At 67.0% G+C, this 15,727-nt stretch carries 12 protein-coding genes and 6 pseudogenes; 11 read left to right on the forward strand and 7 right to left on the reverse strand.

The features are described from left to right. Positions 1 to 6 precede the first annotated feature (6 nt). The 3 genes and pseudogenes from PS467_RS09040 to PS467_RS42050 form a co-directional block, all read left to right on the forward strand. Positions 7 to 1,251 carry a WD40 repeat domain-containing protein gene (locus PS467_RS09040; RefSeq protein ID WP_432280556.1) on the forward strand — a complete coding sequence of 415 codons (1,245 nt, stop codon included), beginning with the start codon at positions 7 to 9 and terminating at the stop codon, positions 1,249 to 1,251. A gap of 57 nt (positions 1,252 to 1,308) precedes the next feature. Continuing rightward, positions 1,309 to 2,205, forward strand: coding sequence for an IS982 family transposase (locus tag PS467_RS09045; RefSeq protein WP_311034129.1), 897 nt, complete (start codon positions 1,309 to 1,311; stop codon positions 2,203 to 2,205). Between the two features lie 395 nt (positions 2,206 to 2,600). Beyond that, positions 2,601 to 2,711: pseudogene (locus PS467_RS42050) on the forward strand (helix-turn-helix domain-containing protein); the annotation flags it as partial. A 176-nt stretch (positions 2,712 to 2,887) separates the two neighbouring features. Here PS467_RS42050 and PS467_RS09050 read toward each other — a convergent pair. Both PS467_RS09050 and PS467_RS09055 read right to left on the reverse strand, forming a co-directional pair. Then, positions 2,888 to 4,411, reverse strand: a complete 1,524-nt coding sequence (locus PS467_RS09050) for an FAD-dependent oxidoreductase (RefSeq protein ID WP_311034825.1) — start codon at positions 4,409 to 4,411, stop codon at positions 2,888 to 2,890. Between the two features lie 49 nt (positions 4,412 to 4,460). Next, positions 4,461 to 5,159, reverse strand: coding sequence for a TetR/AcrR family transcriptional regulator (locus tag PS467_RS09055; RefSeq protein ID WP_311034826.1), 699 nt, complete (start codon positions 5,157 to 5,159; stop codon positions 4,461 to 4,463). A gap of 131 nt (positions 5,160 to 5,290) precedes the next feature. Between PS467_RS09055 and PS467_RS09060 the strand changes: the two genes are divergently transcribed. After that, positions 5,291 to 6,421, forward strand: coding sequence for an FAD-dependent oxidoreductase (locus PS467_RS09060; protein WP_311034827.1), 1,131 nt, complete (start codon positions 5,291 to 5,293; stop codon positions 6,419 to 6,421). 73 nt (positions 6,422 to 6,494) lie between these two features. On the opposite strand, the pseudogene PS467_RS09065 reads toward PS467_RS09060, so the two are convergent. Then, positions 6,495 to 6,980: pseudogene (locus tag PS467_RS09065) on the reverse strand (LysE family translocator); the annotation flags it as partial. A gap of 175 nt (positions 6,981 to 7,155) precedes the next feature. On the opposite strand from PS467_RS09065, the pseudogene PS467_RS41920 reads away from it, so the two are divergent. From PS467_RS41920 to PS467_RS09080, 4 genes and pseudogenes are all read left to right on the forward strand, one after another. Further along, positions 7,156 to 7,437: pseudogene (locus tag PS467_RS41920) on the forward strand (hypothetical protein); the annotation flags it as partial. A 172-nt stretch (positions 7,438 to 7,609) separates the two neighbouring features. Continuing rightward, a pseudogene (locus tag PS467_RS09070) lies at positions 7,610 to 8,241 on the forward strand (RHS repeat-associated core domain-containing protein); the annotation flags it as partial. A gap of 428 nt (positions 8,242 to 8,669) precedes the next feature. Continuing rightward, entirely contained in the window at positions 8,670 to 10,292 is a 1,623-nt protein-coding gene (locus tag PS467_RS09075; protein WP_311034829.1) for an IS1182 family transposase, read from the forward strand. Between the two features lie 517 nt (positions 10,293 to 10,809). Continuing rightward, positions 10,810 to 11,346 carry a hypothetical protein gene (locus tag PS467_RS09080; RefSeq protein ID WP_311034830.1) on the forward strand — a complete coding sequence of 179 codons (537 nt, stop codon included), beginning with the start codon at positions 10,810 to 10,812 and terminating at the stop codon, positions 11,344 to 11,346. Positions 11,347 to 11,505: 159 nt separating this feature from the next. Here the strand turns inward: PS467_RS09080 and PS467_RS42055 are convergent. After that, positions 11,506 to 11,665, reverse strand: a pseudogene (locus PS467_RS42055) (NF041680 family putative transposase); the annotation flags it as partial. A gap of 48 nt (positions 11,666 to 11,713) precedes the next feature. Here PS467_RS42055 and PS467_RS42060 point away from each other — a divergent pair. The 3 genes and pseudogenes from PS467_RS42060 to PS467_RS09095 form a co-directional block, all read left to right on the forward strand. Then, positions 11,714 to 11,917 (forward strand): annotated as a pseudogene (locus PS467_RS42060) (SPDY domain-containing protein); the annotation flags it as partial. 401 nt (positions 11,918 to 12,318) lie between these two features. Beyond that, entirely contained in the window at positions 12,319 to 12,555 is a 237-nt protein-coding gene (locus tag PS467_RS09090; RefSeq protein ID WP_311034832.1) for a DUF397 domain-containing protein, read from the forward strand. 88 nt (positions 12,556 to 12,643) lie between these two features. Further along, on the forward strand, positions 12,644 to 13,594 hold the full coding sequence (locus PS467_RS09095; RefSeq protein WP_311034833.1) for a helix-turn-helix domain-containing protein: 951 nt from the start codon (positions 12,644 to 12,646) through the stop codon (positions 13,592 to 13,594). A gap of 6 nt (positions 13,595 to 13,600) precedes the next feature. On the opposite strand, the gene PS467_RS09100 is transcribed toward PS467_RS09095, so the two are convergent. The 3 genes from PS467_RS09100 to PS467_RS09110 form a co-directional block, all read right to left on the reverse strand. After that, positions 13,601 to 14,389: an SAM-dependent methyltransferase gene (locus PS467_RS09100; protein WP_311039795.1), complete on the reverse strand. Its 789-nt coding sequence runs from the start codon at positions 14,387 to 14,389 to the stop codon at positions 13,601 to 13,603. A gap of 216 nt (positions 14,390 to 14,605) precedes the next feature. Next, positions 14,606 to 15,094: a hypothetical protein gene (locus tag PS467_RS09105; protein ID WP_311034834.1), complete on the reverse strand. Its 489-nt coding sequence runs from the start codon at positions 15,092 to 15,094 to the stop codon at positions 14,606 to 14,608. Positions 15,095 to 15,304: 210 nt separating this feature from the next. Then, positions 15,305 to 15,571 (reverse strand): hypothetical protein, encoded by a 267-nt coding sequence (locus tag PS467_RS09110; RefSeq protein ID WP_164426383.1) that lies wholly within the window; start codon positions 15,569 to 15,571, stop codon positions 15,305 to 15,307. Positions 15,572 to 15,727 lie beyond the last annotated feature (156 nt).

The raw sequence follows: 15,727 nt of genomic DNA on the forward strand, positions 1-15,727 counted from the left end.
CCGGCAGTGAGCCCGGCGCTCCGCAACGCATTGTTGCGCCGGTACGCCTCGGTCAAGGAAAAGGCATGGATCCTGTCGGGCGTCGAAGGAAAGATCGACAGCGTCGCCATGAGCGCGAACGGCGCGGTGACTCTGGCGACCTCCGATACCCGGCGCGCGACCCTGTTCCTGCGTACGAAGCAGGGCAAGGTGCGCCAGGTCAACCTTTGCCTTCGTCCCAACGTCCTGAAACCCACGGTCAGTCTGGACGGCCAGCGCATCGCCTATGTGCGCGACGAGGACCGAGCTGTTGTCTGGCACGATGTCACACCCACGGCGCCGTACCCGGTCGGGCCTGCGCATCTGCTCAAAGGCCCGCCGGTAAAGGCCAAGCCGGATGACGGGGGCAACCTGCGCAAGCTGATCGACTTCTCGCGCACGTCCCGCTACCTCGTCGAAGCAGCGGCCGATTCCGCGACGTTCCCAGTACGTGTCTGGGATCCGAAGACGGGGCGCCGGCACGACCTGCCGAAGAACATCCCCGGGATCAAGTCCATCTGGTTCGGCCCGGACGACACCACACTGGTGGCCATGGGGGCCACCGCGTCCCAAACCGATGCGATGGACACGGTCGACATCCGAACCGGTACGCGGCGGCGCCTCGTCAGGGATGGCCGGGAAAGCGGTGTGTCGGGGGACGGAAGCGTGGCCGTCACCTGCCACCAGGGGGACGGCGAGTCCTCGGCCAACGCCCTGTACCAGACGGTGCGAGTGGCGGACCGACGGGTTCTGCGCAGTTACCGAGCCGACACCACCTCGTGCGGACCTGCGGTTCTTGACGCCATGGGCGACCGGTTCGTCCTGCCCGATTACGGAGACACCTGGGAAGTCGTCAGCGTCGACGGCGACGACAGACCACGAGAAGTCATCGCTCCTTCACGCGTGTCCACAGACATCACCCCTGAACGATTCCTGCTCGGCTCCGAGAAAGAGCCTGTCCTGGCCTTCAAGGGCGACAGTTCGATCTCCGGGCAAACCCTGGTGAGCGCCGACGGAGACACAGCCTACGGCGTGCCGAGACTGCTCGGGGACGGACGCACGGTGCTCGTCCGCCTCGGAGAGAAGGGCGACTCGCTGCGCGTCATGGAGACCGAGGGCGACAACCGAGACCTGGCCACAGTGTCCGTCAAGGCCAAGACACCGCCTGCCAAGGAACAGGTCATCGCGATCAACAAGGCCGAGACGCTGATGGCGGACGTGATCCACCCCTAGACGAGTAGTTCCGAATGCGGGGTTCACGAACGCGGGGAGGGTGTCCAACATCGGGTTGTGACGACCGAGTTAGACACCCTCTTGACCGCACTGTATGTGCACATCGACGACCGCTTGAAGACCTCGCGGTGGCGTGGTCGGCCGCCCCGGCTGACCGACGCAGAACTGATCACCCTGGCCGTGGCCCAGGCCATGCTGGGCTTTCACTGCGAGGCTCGCTGGCTGCGCTTCGCCCACGCCCACCTGCACGGGCTGTTCCCCTACCTGCCACAGCGGCCCGCCTACAACAAGCGTCTGCGGGCCGCCCTGGGTCTGGTCAAGCAGGCCATCCGGTCCCTGGCCAGCGACTGCGACCTGTGGCTGGACCCGGTGTGGATCGTGGACTCCACGCCCGTTGAGTGCGCTCGCTCGCGTGAGACCGTGAAACGCTCCGACCTGGCTGGATGGGCCAACTACGGCTACTGCCGATCCCACTCACGCTTCTACTGGGGCCTGAAGCTGCACCTGGTGTGCACCCCGGCCGGTCTGCCCGTCGCGTGGGCTCTGGCTGACCCCAAGATCGACGAGCGGCAGGTGCTGGCCGCGCTGATCGACAATGAACCGCACCTGGCCGCTGACCGTCCGGGCCTGCTGATCCTGGCTGACAAGGGCTACATCGCCGCCGAACTGGACCGCTTCCTGGCCGCCCGCGGCATCCAGCTGCTACGGCCCTCCTACCGCAACCGCGGCACCCCGCGGCCGGGAGAGGGCCTGCTCAAGACGGTGCGCCAGCTGATCGAGTCGGTCAACGACACCCTCAAGGGCCAGCTCGACCTGGAACAGCATGGCGGCCGGACCATCGAAGGCGTCGGCGTCCGCGTGGCTCAGCGGATCCTAGCGATGACCTGCGCGATATGGCAGAACCGCAGCATCGGCGCACCCATCACCCGCTCACTGATCGCCTACGACCACTGAGCCATATCGGAACTACTCGTCTAGGGCAGCCGACCGGTCTCCCGCAGGTGGCTGACCTCGTGGACCGGTGTGCCCGTAGTGCGAAAGCCCCGCACGTCACCGCTTGAGTTCTAGATGATCGATCTGCGCCAGAGCGTCGGATCGAGCGACCGCGGCCAAGATCTCGGGGACCCGAACAAGCGGTCCCCACCAGGGCGGATGAGATTTCCGGCAAGGGCAGTGCTTCCGGTTCCTCATCCGTGACCGGGACAGCAAGTTCACCGCCGCGTTTGACGCCGTCTTCGCCGGCAACAGTACAGCTGTCATCCCGACCCCGCCGCTTCCAAGAGACCGGTTACGCGCATGCCATTCGGCGCGGGCTGTGCGTATCCATTGTTCGGCGAACGCGTTGGACCGTGGGCTCTGTCCTGGAACGGGGTTTCGATGCGGTGACGGTGCGTGAGATCGCGGACCGGGCCGGCGTGACGCCCAAGACGGTCTTCACGCACTTCCCGCACAAGAAAGCGCTCGTCTTCGCGGACGAGAAGGAGCGGCACGACCGGTTGGTGGCGGCCGTCCGGGACCGCCGCCGGGGTGACCGGCCTTCGGCTTGGGAGCCCTGTGTGGTGCAGAGTGCCCGGTTGCGGCACCGCCTTGTTCTCGGGGCGGCGCCGCGGCCTGTGCGCAGGGGATGCCGTGGGCTCTACCGGTTCATGGCGCCGAACCAGCGTGCGGCCGCGTTCTCGAACTCTGCAGGGGGCGGAACGTGTTCGCGGGCCCAGGCCACGACGCCGTCCGGGCGCACGAGCAGGGCGGTGAAGCCGAGGCTGTTGCGCACCGGGCCGGTGGCGTACTGGATCCGGCCCTGCCACTGCTGCGCCGTAGGGCGCAGTGCCTGATCCGCGGTGAAGTCCAGCACGACGCCGTGGCCCGTCTGCAGGAGCTCACCGAGCCGGGTGCCGTCCTCGAAGCAGAAGTCCGGGCCGCTGCTGCCGACCAGCGGGTGGCTTTCGCCCAGGTCGTAGTGGTGGAACAGGCCGGAGGTGCGGCGGTAGACGTGCGTGGTGCCGTCGGTGGTGCGCAACAGGTCGTGGACCAGCCGGCGCAGGGCGGGGGCGTTGGGGCCCGGGTCCATGGTCGCCACCTGAGCGCGGGACCAGTCCAGGATGGCGGCGCCGATGGGGTGGCGCTCGGTGGTGTAGGTGTCGAGGAGGCCCTCGGGCGCGGTGCCGTGCAGGGTGGCGGCGAGCTTCCAGCCGAGGTTCATGGCGTCGCCGATACCGAGGTTGAGTCCCTGGCCGCCCAGCGGAGAGTGGATGTGGGCGGCGTCGCCGGCGAGCAGGACGCGGCCGTTGCGGTAGGTCGTCACCTGCATGGCCCGGTCGGTGAAGCCGGAGGCGAGGTGCACTTCGTCCAGGGTCACGTCGGTGCCGGAGACGCGGCGCAGCACGCTCTGCAGGTGTTCGCGGGTCAGCGGCTTGGAGCGGTCGAAGGTGCCGCCGTCGAAGTCCATCATGCCCAGGTGCCCTTCGAGGGGCGTGCGCAGGAACATGCCGGTCTCGGTCAGGTTGAAGCCCATGGGCAGCCGGTCGGGGTCGGCGAAGGTGACCTTGGCGACGTAGCCGGTGAACAGGGGGTCGGTGCCGACGAAGTCGAACCCGGCCAGCTGGCGCACCGCGCTGCGGCCGCCGTCGCAGCCCACGAGGTACTGCGCGCGGTACTGCTGCCCGCCCGCGGTGACGACGACGCTCTCGTCGTCCTGGCCCACCGCGGTGACCGGGGCATCCCGGACGATCTCCACACCGAGTGCGGAAGCCTGCTCGGCCAGCACGGTGGTGACCGCGTCCAGGCTCGTCATGAAACCTTCCATCGCGGGGCTGGGCAGCCGGTAGGGCAGGACGGCGGTGTCGACATCGGCCGCGTCCAGCGTCATGCCCGCGAAGTGGCTCAGTTCCCGCGGATCGGGCGCCTCGACCGCTTCCGGTTCCGCGCCGACCTTTTGCGGATCGGCGCCGGACGCCTTCATGGCCGCTTGGAGCAGGCCGCGCCGGTAGAACGTCTCGGCGGATCCGGCGTTCAGGCCCCGCAGCCCCAGCGGAAGCTCCTTCAGCGGCGGGTGCGGGTCCTGGTCCCGCTCGAGGACGAGGACGGAACAGCCGGCCAGGGCCAGCTCGTTGGCGGTGAACAGCCCGACCGGGCCGGCCCCCGCGACGATGACGTCATGCATGCACGGTGTCCTTTCTCACAACCCTGGCTGGGACTGCCCGGCCAGGGCGTCAGTGCAGACGGGTGAGGCCGTCGAGGATGACGGCGATGCCCGTGAGGAACTGCTCGCGGTCGTCGTGATCCCTCATCTGGCCGGCGATGGCGTGCATGAACGGAAAGTTCTCGGACGCGAGTTGCTGCCAGCCCGCCGAGGCCGCGCCGAAGTACTCCTCGCGGTCGACGTCGCTGTCGACGCCGGAGGTGTCCCCTTGGATGCGGGCGTTCTGGCTGACCGCGCCGAGGATGTAGTGCACGAGCGTGGAGGCCGCGTCGAACCAGCGCTCCTGCGGCACACCCAGGACCTGCACCTGCCGGCCGATCCGCTCGAAGATGCCGACCGTGACCGGCCCGACGGGGTTGCGGACGATCTGCAGGGTCAGCCGCGTGGCCAGCCACGCGTGAGCGGTGATCGCATCGAACAGGGCCAGGGCGGCCACGCGGATCTCCTCGGCCGGCGTGGACGCCGCGGGAGCGGGCGCCGCGGCCAGCGCCGCCGTCACGACCGTCTCCGTCGCCGCGTCCAGCAGATCGTCCCGCTTGCCCACGTGGTACGCGATCGCCCCGGCCCCCGTCGACAGGCGCTCGCTGAGCGCCCGCACGGTCAACGCAGCTTCCCCGCCCCCGTCGAGCAGCTCGATGGCGGCGGCAAGGATCTGCTCCCTGGAGAGCACCTGATTACGCCGCCCAGGGCGGCGCGCTGGCGTTGGCATGCCTCCATGGTGACACATTGGTACGCTGTGCCACTTTGGTGCAACGCACCACTGTGGTGTAGCGTCCCATTTTGGCACGCCGCACCAAACGGGGTGTGCGGCTGCATCCATCCAGTTCAGAGGGGATCGTCATGAAAACTGTCACGATCATCGGCGCCGGGCTCGGCGGCCTCACCCTGGCCCGCGTCCTGCACGTGCACGGCATACCGGTCCAGGTCTACGAAGCCGAAGCCTCGCCCGATGCGCGGGCACAGGGCGGCATGCTCGACATCCACGACTACAACGGCCAGCTCGCCATCGAAGCCGCCGGGCTCGGTGACGCCTTCCGCGCCATCGTGCTGGAGGGCCGCCAGGCGATGCGGGCACTGAGCCCGGACGGAGCCGTGCTGTTCGAGAAGGCCGACGACGGGCAGGGCGGCAGGCCCGAAGCCCAGCGCGCGGACCTGCGGCGGATGCTGCTCGACGCACTCCCCACTGGCACGGTGAGCTGGGGCGCCAAGGTCACCGGTGCCCGCAGCCTCGACGAGGGCCACCACGAGGTCACCTTCGCTGACGGCCGCACCCTCGTCACCGGGCTGCTCGTCGGTGCCGACGGCGCCTGGTCGAAGATCCGCCCGCTGCTGTCGGCGGCAACACCGGCGTACGCCGGCACGTCGTTCGTCGAGACCTACCTGTACGAGGCCGACACGCGACACCCGGGCGCCGCGCAGGCGGTCGGCGGCGGCTCGATGTTCGTCCCCGCACCCGACCGGGCCATCACCGCGCACCGCGAACGCGGCGACACCCTGCACGCCTACATATCCCTCACCAGGCCGCTGGACTGGTTCGACCAGATCGACTTCACCGACCCCGCCGCGGCCGCCGCCCGCGTCGCCGCCGAATTCGACGGCTGGGCCCCAGAGGTCACCGCACTGATCACCGACAGCGACACCCCGCCGGTCCTGCGCCCGCACTTCGCCCTGCCCGACGGGCACCGCTGGCAGCGCACGCCAGGGGTGACCCTGATCGGCGACGCCGCACACCTGCAGGCCCCCAACGGCGAGGGAGCCAACTGGGCCATGTGCGACGGCGCCGAACTCGCCGACGCCCTCGCCGCTCACCCCGACGACTTCGAAGCCGGCCTCGAAGCCTACGAACAGGCCCTGTTCACCCGCATGAGCCAGGCCGACGACGTGATGAACCAACACCTCGAGGAGACCTTCAGCGATGACATCCCGGAAACCCTGCGGGCGCTGATGCCCGAACGCCAGCAGGACAACTGAGCAGGACCAGGCTGATGGGGCCGCGTCTTCGCCACCGACGTGGCGCTGACCGGCGTCGGGCTCGCCTCCAGTCTCACCGAGCGGTGGCGACGGTGAGCCCGAGGCCGATCAGCGCGATGCCGCCCGCACCGCCGATCATCGACAGGCGCCGGTCACAGCCGGCGAACCAGGCGCGGGCCGCCGAGGCGCCCAGGCCCCAGACGGTGTCGCAGACCAGGCCGATCTCCGCCGGGATCAGGCCAAGGACCATCATCTGCAGCGGGACGTTCCCCGCGTCGTGGTACACGAACCGCGGCAGGACCGCGGCGAAGAAGACCAGGCCCTTGGGGTTCGTGGCACCGACCAGCAGGCCGTCCAGGACGGTACGCAGATCACCGCGCCGCTCGTCCTCCCCGGTCGTCAGGTCGGCGCGCAGCCGGCCGCGGTGACGCAACGCGTGGACGCCGAGGTAGACGAGGTAGGCGGCGCCGGCCAGCTTCACGGCGGTGCCCACGGTGGCCGAGCTCTGGACCAGGGCGCCGATGCCGAGGGCGACGGCGAGGACGAGGGCGTAGCAGCCCAGTGCCCTCAGAGGTCATCTACGGCAGCCCGTCGGATATCGAGGACCTGGCGGTCACGCTGCGCGCGTACGCCGGCGCGTTCAAGGACGGGCAGGACAAGCTGGACGTCCTCTCCCCGATGGACTGGACCGGGCGAAGGGTTTCCAGCACGCGCCCCGCAAGCTTCCCAGGGAACTGGAATCCGCCCAGACCTACTTCGAAGCAGCCGCGAACGCCCTGGACGGCTACGCCGAAAAGCTGCGCTCGGTCCACAACCGCGTCAAGCCGATCACCGAGGACGCGGACGATGCGCGGGCCGCCTCCAAGCGCTACTGGAACAAGGTCACGGACCACAACGCCGCCGTCGACCGGAAGGACGATCCGCTGCCGGAACGTCCACCGGAGGACGACCCGGGCCTGTCGGCACTGGAGAGCTGCTACAGCCGGCTGGACACGCTGGAGAGCGAGGTCCAACTCGTCATCGACGCGGCCAAACGCAAACTCGACAAGGCCGCCAAGGAAGCCCCGGACAAACCCCCGGCCCCCAAGGGCTGGGACAAGTCGAAACAAACGCTCGGGGACTACGCCGGCGGCACCGCCGACACCTTGGGCGGCTGGTACGGAGACTTCGACGACCACCACCCCGAATGGCCAGGAGTGGACCTACACCTACGACCCGCTCGGCCGCCGCACATCAAAGAGCAGCCAGAGTGGAACCACCGTCACCGTCACCTTCACCTGGGACACCAGCCGCCTTGCCGAACAGACCACCGCCGACGGCCTGACCCACACCTGGGACTACTCCCCCGGTACCCACCGCCCCCTGACCCAGACCAACCAGGAACTGGGCTCCACCCGCTTCCACACCGTCATCACCGACCCCATCGGCACCCCCACCGAACTCATCACCCCCGACGGCCACCTGGCCTGGCAGCACCGCACCACCCTCTGGGGCACACCCCTCCCCACCCCACCCGATGCCACCGCCTGCCCCCTCCGCTTCCCCGGGCAGTACGCTGATCCCGAAACTGGCCTAAACTCTAACTATCACCGTTATTACGACCCCGAAACCGCCCACTACCTCACCCCCGCCCCCTCCGCCTCGCCCCAGCACCAAATCCCCAGGCTTACGTGCGCAACCCTCACACCCGGCAGGACCCTCTCGGCCTTGAAGGCTGCGACGGCCTCCCGGCGAAAACCTACACGATCGTTCGTGATGACATAGATGGAGAATTGATCACCATGCATCCAGGACTCCCGCGTGATTTGGACCCCTGGTGATTAAGGTCGACGTAAGGTCAGGCAAAGGAGATGTCGTGGCATCCGTTGCCGCAGACTCGGAGTTTGATCCAGTTCTCAGCGGTGTGGATCGTAAAAGGTATCCGATCCTCGGCCACTTGGATCCGTATGGGGATACGGTGCTGAACCGGCTCCAAGTGCAATCCTTGCTGGAAGAGCTTTCCGAAGTGAGGTCCAATCCGGAAATCGTGTCAGCGGAATTCGCGGACACGCTAGTGATGCTGTGTCACGAGTGTCTGCTGCGACCCCATCGATTTCTGCGGTTTGTGGGAGAGTAGGAATCAGAGATCGCGACGTGCAGCAGCCCGTAGGACTCTCTTGGTCGATGTGATGGTCCACCTGAAATGACCTTCGGGTGCGGTGGACACTGCTCGTTGTCGGGTCTGTTTCCTGGGGGCGAGGGGGAGATCATGTCGGTGCGTCCGTTGCCTGCGCCTGCGGTGTCTGAGTCCACGGCGAGGGTCGCCCGTGCTGCGTTCCCGCGCGGGTGTCTGGCCATGCGGATCAGGGACGAGTTCGGGGCGGTGTTTGAAAGCGAGCGGTTCGTGGCGGCGTTCGCACATCGAGGTGGTCCGTCCGTGTCTCCGGGGATGCTGGCGCTGGTGAGCGTGTTGCAGTACGCCGAGCGGCTGACCGGCCGGCAGGCCGCTGATGCCGTGCGTGGCCGGATCGACTGGAAGTACGCCCTCGGCCTCCGACTGGCCGATCCTGGCTTTGATTTCTCGGTGCTCAGCGAGTTCCGTGACCGGCTGATCGCCCACGGCCTGGAGCAGCAGATCCTGGACACCATCCTCGCGCAGTGCAGCAAGCGGGGCCTGCTGCGGGCCGGCGGCCGGGCCCGCACCGACTCCATTCATGTCATCGCCTGCATCCGTGACCTGAACCGGCTGGAGTTCGTCACCGAGACCATGCGCTGCGCCCTGGAGACTCTGGCGGTGGCCGCTCCCGCCCGGCTGGCCGGCACCGACGCGGTCAACGCGGACTGGCTCGCGCGCTACCGGCAACGCGCCGACTCCTACCGGCTGCCCAAGGGAGAAGCCGAGCGCACCGCGTTCGCCGAGAACGTCGGGGGCGACGGCTACGAACTCCTCGACATTCTCGACGATCCCACGACCCCCGCCCACCTCTCCGACCTCGAGGCGGTCGTGCTCCTGCGCACCGTGTGGGCCCAGGAGTACCAGCGCGACGCCCGCGGGGTGCGCTGGCGCGGACACAAACAACGCCCTCCGGGAGCGGCACGCATCGTCTCCCCGCACGATCCGGAGGCGCGCTGCGGGGTGAAGCGGGGATCCGCCTGGGACGGCCACAAAACGCATCTCACCGAGAGCTGCGACGACGGCCTCCCACACCTGATCACGTACACGGCCACCACACCGGCCACCACGGACGATCACCAGCTCACCGCCGCTGTCCACGATGCCCTGACCGAGCGGGGCCTGAAGCCGGCCGAACAATACGTGGACGGCGGCTACACCAGCGCGAAGATCATCCTTCGGGCTCGTGCACTGGGCGTCGAGGTCATCGGGCCGGTCAGGCAGGCCGGCGGCCGACCGGCCCTGCAGGGCAGCGGCTACGCCGCCACCGACTCCCGCATCGACTGGCAGACCCGGCAGGCGACCTGCCCGCAGGGCCAGATCAGCACCCGCTGGAGCGACACCGTCATCGGCGGCGAACCCCGCGTCCACATCGACTTCTCCGGCGCCGGATGCACCAGCGGCCCGGCCAAAGACACCTGCACCACGGCCGCCTACCGCGTCCTGACACTGCTCCCGCGTGAAGAGCACGAACTCCTTCAACAACGTCGGGCAGAACAGCAGACCGAGGAAGGGAAGAAGCGCTACCACACCAGGGCCGGGGTGGAGGGCACCGTCTCGCAGGCAGTGCGGCGCGCCGGCACCCGGCGTACTCGCTACCGCGGCCTCGCCAAAACCTCTCTGGCCCAGGTCCTGACCGCAGCCGCACTCAACCTCTACCGACTCGACGCCTGGTGGACCGGAACCCCGCCGGGCACGACAGAGGGCGCGGCGTCCTGATCGTCCAGACAGCGTACCGAATTCACGCATACCACTATTCAGAAGAGTCTTTCACACCGGAGAGATACAGGCCAAAATGAGAGCAAGGATTCGAATCAAGTCATGTGACCCAGGAAGCCTGTCGTTGAAGCTTACGCCTGCACAGGCAGCCCTGTTCCGAGAGTGCATTGTGCTCACCATGGAGGCCCATGACGGAGACGCCATGACAGAGCTCTGCACGGGCAGCCCGAGGAGGGAACTGTTGCCTACACTCGGAACCGTAATGAGATGGTAGCCTGCACTGTTTGGAAACTGGGGCCGAGAAGTCATCCGCACTGTTCAGCCCGCGCGCTGGTACTTGTGGAGCTCACGCGCTCGCAGCGACAAGCGGTGGAACACTGCAAGACGGAGATCAGGAAAGCTGTCAGGAAGCTCGGCAGGCGAAATCAGGCGGAGGAGCAGACTGAACGGGAGCGGCGCGAGGACGCCAAGAACCAAACTTGCCGCAAGGAATGAAGCGATGACATTGCATTCCGATGTGGCCGAGCTGCTAGCGGGGGCCGGCATCATCGATGTGGACGTCGACGATGCCGTCGCGGACGAGCACGTCCGATCGTCCGCGTACCAACGCGTCGTCTCGGTAACCGCCTCCTCGCGGAGCCGCGACCGAGACCGCACGATCGTGGCCACGATCCTGCGCGACCCCATCGAGATGGTGTCCAAGACGGCGGTGGTCGACCTCTTGGACAGGATTGCGATGAAGGTGACCGGTCCTGCCGAGTTCCGGCAGTGGGCGGCCGAACTACTGCCGGAGATCTACCAGCTCAAGACGGAAGGGAACCGCGAGTTCATCCGCCGCCGCATCCACGACTGGCTGTTCTACCTGTCCATCGAGGATGGTCATATGCCGACACCGGCCGAGTTGGCGGAGATCACGGAGTGGATGCAGCGCTTCCTCGCCGAGCATTCGACGTCGCCGGCGGTACTCGCCCTGGTCGCCGAGTCAGGCAGCAGAAAGAAGATCCGAAACATCGCGAAGAACCGAGCCGGGAGCCGCAAACTGAGAACCCAATGAGCCGGTAGCGGCAATTGGTAGGCGAACCGACTGCCTTGACCCCAACCCCGCCCACCTCGCCTCCTTCCCGCCCCTCGTCCCTCTGAGGGAGTCCCCATGTCGTTGTCGCACCACCACATCCGCACCGCCGTCGGTACCTACCTCGCCCGTCACCCTCACGAGCGCGCAGATCATCGAGCAGGCCAGCCGGGGACGGGGATGTGCTGGTCCATGCCCCGCCCGTAGGTGTGGCACAGGATCCGCCGGGTTAGGTGTGGGCATTGGGCCGCAGCTAGCAGGTGATGTCGATGGCCAGGGCCAGCCAGCCGTTGGCAGCCCGCGCGGAGTTCACTCCGATGCCTTCACCGCCCAGAGACCGGGCAGCCTCCTCGTCCCATGGACCATCTGGGCCGACCCCAGCATCGACCAGCCCATCTGGACCCTCCACGCCTCGCCCAGCACTCCTGCCTCGTTGATCACCGACCTGGCCAACGAACTCGCCCACAACAGCACCAGCAAAGTCGTCCGGCTGGAGCCTGCGACCATCGCGGACAGCACCGTGGCTCCGTTGTCGTTCTGCGGACGGGCCTAGCAGCGAGCCCTCCGACCCGCAGCACCAGCACCTGCGTCGAGCAGCGGAGGCTGGCGGCGACTCAGCGTTGGCGCTGCACCGCTTCGGCGAATTCTTCCTGAATACAACGTCCAGGGAATCGCCATCCTACGCCCCCTCCGCCACCGGTTCATCTCCAGCCATTCTCCGCCTTAAATCGAGACCTCAAGCCCCCACCGTTCGTCATATAAACAGTTTTCCAGCTCGATGAGTGCGTCCATTCGAGGGACACCGCGAGGAGATCGACAGCGCTAAGCTTCAGATATGTTTCACCGTCCCGTGAAAATTTCAGAGGCGGCTGCAATCGGGACTGCGGGGAAGTGGGAACCGACCGGCACCGGTGAGAGTGCGGTACTGGTCAGACACAAAGGACAGGTGCGAACATGATCATGATCATCAACGGCACACCGGCCAGCGCGATCACCGGCGCACGGTGGACGAAGGCGTCGGCGAGCGACGGAATCGGCGACTGCGTCGAGCTTGCACGCGTGAATGAAACCGAAGTCGCGGTCCGTAACTCACGATTCCCTGACGGCCCCGCACTGGTATTCACCCGCGCGGAGATCATCGCCTTCCTCGACGGCGCGAGTCACGGGGAGTTCACCTCCCTGACTGTCTAAAACACGTCGGCCACAGGTTGCCCGTGAGGCAGAGAGCTGTTCATTCTTGGCGCGGGCGGGAAAGTCCCGCCCGCGCCAAGGAGTGCACATGTCGGGTCGGATTCTGGCCTTGGTCGGGCGGCAGGGAGAGCCACCACCAGCCACACCGAAAGCAGCGGAGAAGCTCATCGGCGCTCTGCTGCAGTATCTGCGCCAGGAGCGCGGAATGATCCAGAGCGAGGTCGTGCGGGCCGTCCCCGAGGTCGGGTCCGGGCCCACGCTCAGCCGCTACGAGAACGCCGTCGTCAAACTCAAGGCGGAACACGTCTTCGCGCTGCTGCGCTTCTACCGGGCGCCGGAGGACTGCGTCAGGGAAGCGGAGATGCTCCTGCAGTGGCCGCATGAGCGGACCTGGTGGTCCTCCTTCGCGGATGTCGCGAACTCCACGCTCATGTCGCTGTACGCCCTGGAGTCCACCTCGAAGGTGGTCCAGGTGTACCAGGAGAACAACGTCCCCGGGATGCTCCAGACCGCAGGCTACGCCCGCGCCCTGATGGCGGACTTCGCCCGGGCACAGTACGACCCCGAGACACGGCGCAAGTACCTCGCGGCCATCGAACGCCGCCTGGAGATGCGGCTCCGGCGACAGCATCTGCTCGACCAGCCCAACGCTCCCATGTTCAGGGCCGTCATCGCGGAATCCGTGCTGGACAAGGAACTGGGCGGGGTCCCGGTCATGCGAGAGCAGCTGCGCCACTTGTTCACCATCGCGGAGAACAAGCCCAACGTACACCTGCGGATCCTGCCCGGGTCGGCCATGCGACAGGGCTCCCCGCTGCACCCCGCCATAACCCTGTGCAAGCCCCACGAAGGGACCGCCGGCCGAGCCGTCTACCTGGAGGACAAGAACGTCGGCGGTCAGCTCCTCACCGACAGCGCGCAGATCGAGACCTTCATGGCGTCGATGGACGACTGGTGGCGACACGCCCTGTCGAAGACGGAGACCATGGATCGGCTCCAGTACTACATCAACCGGCTCACCGACGAGACCCCGCAGTAGCCCCAATCACCCGATACGCGCGACCCCGCCGTACTCGATCCACTCCTCGCTCCGCTGCCGCGGAGCGAGTTCACTGTCCGGCAGCCAACGCGAGACCTCGACCGGCTCGGGGGTCACCAGGACGTCGTGGCCCTCGAAGAACCGGTTGACCTCGCTGTAGGAGCGAACCGTTCCCCAGGAGTTGTTGGTGATCTCCTGCATGAAATCGGTGATGCTCCGGCGGAGTTCCGGATCATCACTGGCCAGCTGCGAGATCACCAGGTAGCTGCCGCGCGGCAACTGTTGGCAGACCCGGCGGACCAGCTCCCAGGGGTCGTCGTCATCGGGGATGCAGTGAAGAACGGAGACGAACAGGGCGGCGACCGGCTGGTCGTCGCGCAGCAGCCGTCGTACCGCGCCGCTGTCGAAGATCTTCGTGGTGTCGCGGATGTCGGCGTTGAGGACGGAGGTAGTCCTCGGGTCCTCGGCCAGCATGATCTCCCCATGCGCGAGGACTACGGGGTCATTGTCGATGTAGACGACTTCACTGGCCGGATCGACGTCCTGGGCGACCTGATGCACGTTGGGCCGTGTCGGAAGTCCGGACCCGTGGTCGAGAAATCTGCGGACACCTTGCTCCCGGGCGAGGTATCGCACAGTCCTGCCGAGGAAGGCCCGGTTGACCAGTGCTAATTCACGGCTGCTAGGAGCCAGGCGGAGTAATTTCTCGCACGCTTCCCGATCAACCTGATAATTGTCCGTGCCGCCCAGGAGGTGGTCGTACATTCTGGCGACACTTGGCCTGCTGACATCAATGATGACCCGCTCCCCACACTCTCGGAAGGCATACGTCCCCCCTGAGACGTTGCCGGTACCCGAAGGCAGAGGTCCCATGCTAGGAGGACACGCCGGGACAGGGCTACCCGCACCCCCTAATGCAGCACCTATTTTGATGGCATTTCAGCCGCCGACTTGACCATCACACTCCGGCGCACACCAGCCGTCTCATCAGGAATACGACACAGGCATATTTCAAAACGCTCGGGCAGGAAGCAGATCCCGCAGAGCCCGGTGACGCAGCAGCTCGAAGTCGGCCTCGGACAAGCCCATCGCATAGCCGGCCTGGCAGGGCGACAGACCGAGCTTGTAACGCAGGACCAGCGCGTCCGCCTCATCACGGCCGAGCAGATGATGAAGCCCCCGCAACGACGCGGTCCGGCGCTCCGAAGCTCTGCGGGAGAGCAAGCCCCAGGCATGTGCCGCCGGCGAGGAACTACGAAGCGCCCTCTCCCACTGCTCACCGAGATCACGCAGGGCAGCCCGGGCAATACCCGTACCACCGTGGATGGAGCCCGCGACAGCCGTGCCGAAGCGCCGATAGACCATCCAGCGGTCGCAGCAGAAAACGGCGTAGGAGACCGGGAATCGCTGGATGACCATCGGGTCCATCCAGGCGGCGAGATACCGGTCGTCGAATTCGGAATCAGCGCGCAGCCCCGACGGACTGGAGCGCATCAGCATGACGTTTCACCTCACAAGGGGGCGCAGGGCAGGACGGAGCGGAACCCAGCTCGCAAGTGAGAAGCCGCAGTGGGCCAAGAGAGCATCTCGACTGCCACGACGCGCGGAGGGGTTCAAGACCGCTGCTCGCTCGGCTACTGCGCCATCGTGGCGGCGGTGCCGCCCTCGCCCGCTAGGCAGGCGAGGACTCCTTCACGCAGGGCCGCATCGTCAGACGGTACGGCGGACCTTCAGATAGCTGACACAACTGCGGTCGGACACGGAGGCAGCCGTCATGCCCGCCAGCACTTCCACCGGGAACGGCTCCTTACGGACAGCCGCTGCCGCAAGGACGCCGATCAAGAGCAGAGAGCTGAGGCGCAGCGTGAGCATCAAGACGCTCAAACCAGCGGTTTGCCGGAGGACCGACAGCGGAATGCTAATCTCTGGCGCTGCCGGAAGGACGCTTGCGAGCTTCCGGCGGACGTGCTGAATCAATGTTTCGCGCTCCTCGGTGCGTAGTTGAGATGGCACGAGGGAGGGGTCCCGAGTTGGTTGACGTCGCCTCGGGACCCTTTTCCGTGCCCAGTCGGACGTTAGTCGCATTACCCGCTTGCGGTGGCCCTCTGATCCACATGAAAACGGAACCGGGCA

Origin of the sequence: Streptomyces luomodiensis (assembly GCF_031679605.1) — a bacterium.
GTDB lineage: Bacteria > Actinomycetota > Actinomycetes > Streptomycetales > Streptomycetaceae > Streptomyces > Streptomyces luomodiensis.

Coding starts and splice junctions, on each gene's coding strand:
- PS467_RS09075 (WP_311034829.1), top strand. CDS start 8,670: ATGTCGGTGCGTCCGTTGCCTGCGCCTGCGGTGTCTGAGTCCACGGCG.
- PS467_RS09095 (WP_311034833.1), top strand. CDS start 12,644: ATGTCGGGTCGGATTCTGGCCTTGGTCGGGCGGCAGGGAGAGCCACCA.
- PS467_RS09055 (WP_311034826.1), bottom strand. CDS start 5,159: ATGCCAACGCCAGCGCGCCGCCCTGGGCGGCGTAATCAGGTGCTCTCC.
- PS467_RS09105 (WP_311034834.1), bottom strand. CDS start 15,094: ATGCTGATGCGCTCCAGTCCGTCGGGGCTGCGCGCTGATTCCGAATTC.
- PS467_RS09090 (WP_311034832.1), top strand. CDS start 12,319: ATGATCATGATCATCAACGGCACACCGGCCAGCGCGATCACCGGCGCA.
- PS467_RS09050 (WP_311034825.1), bottom strand. CDS start 4,411: ATGCATGACGTCATCGTCGCGGGGGCCGGCCCGGTCGGGCTGTTCACC.
- PS467_RS09060 (WP_311034827.1), top strand. CDS start 5,291: ATGAAAACTGTCACGATCATCGGCGCCGGGCTCGGCGGCCTCACCCTG.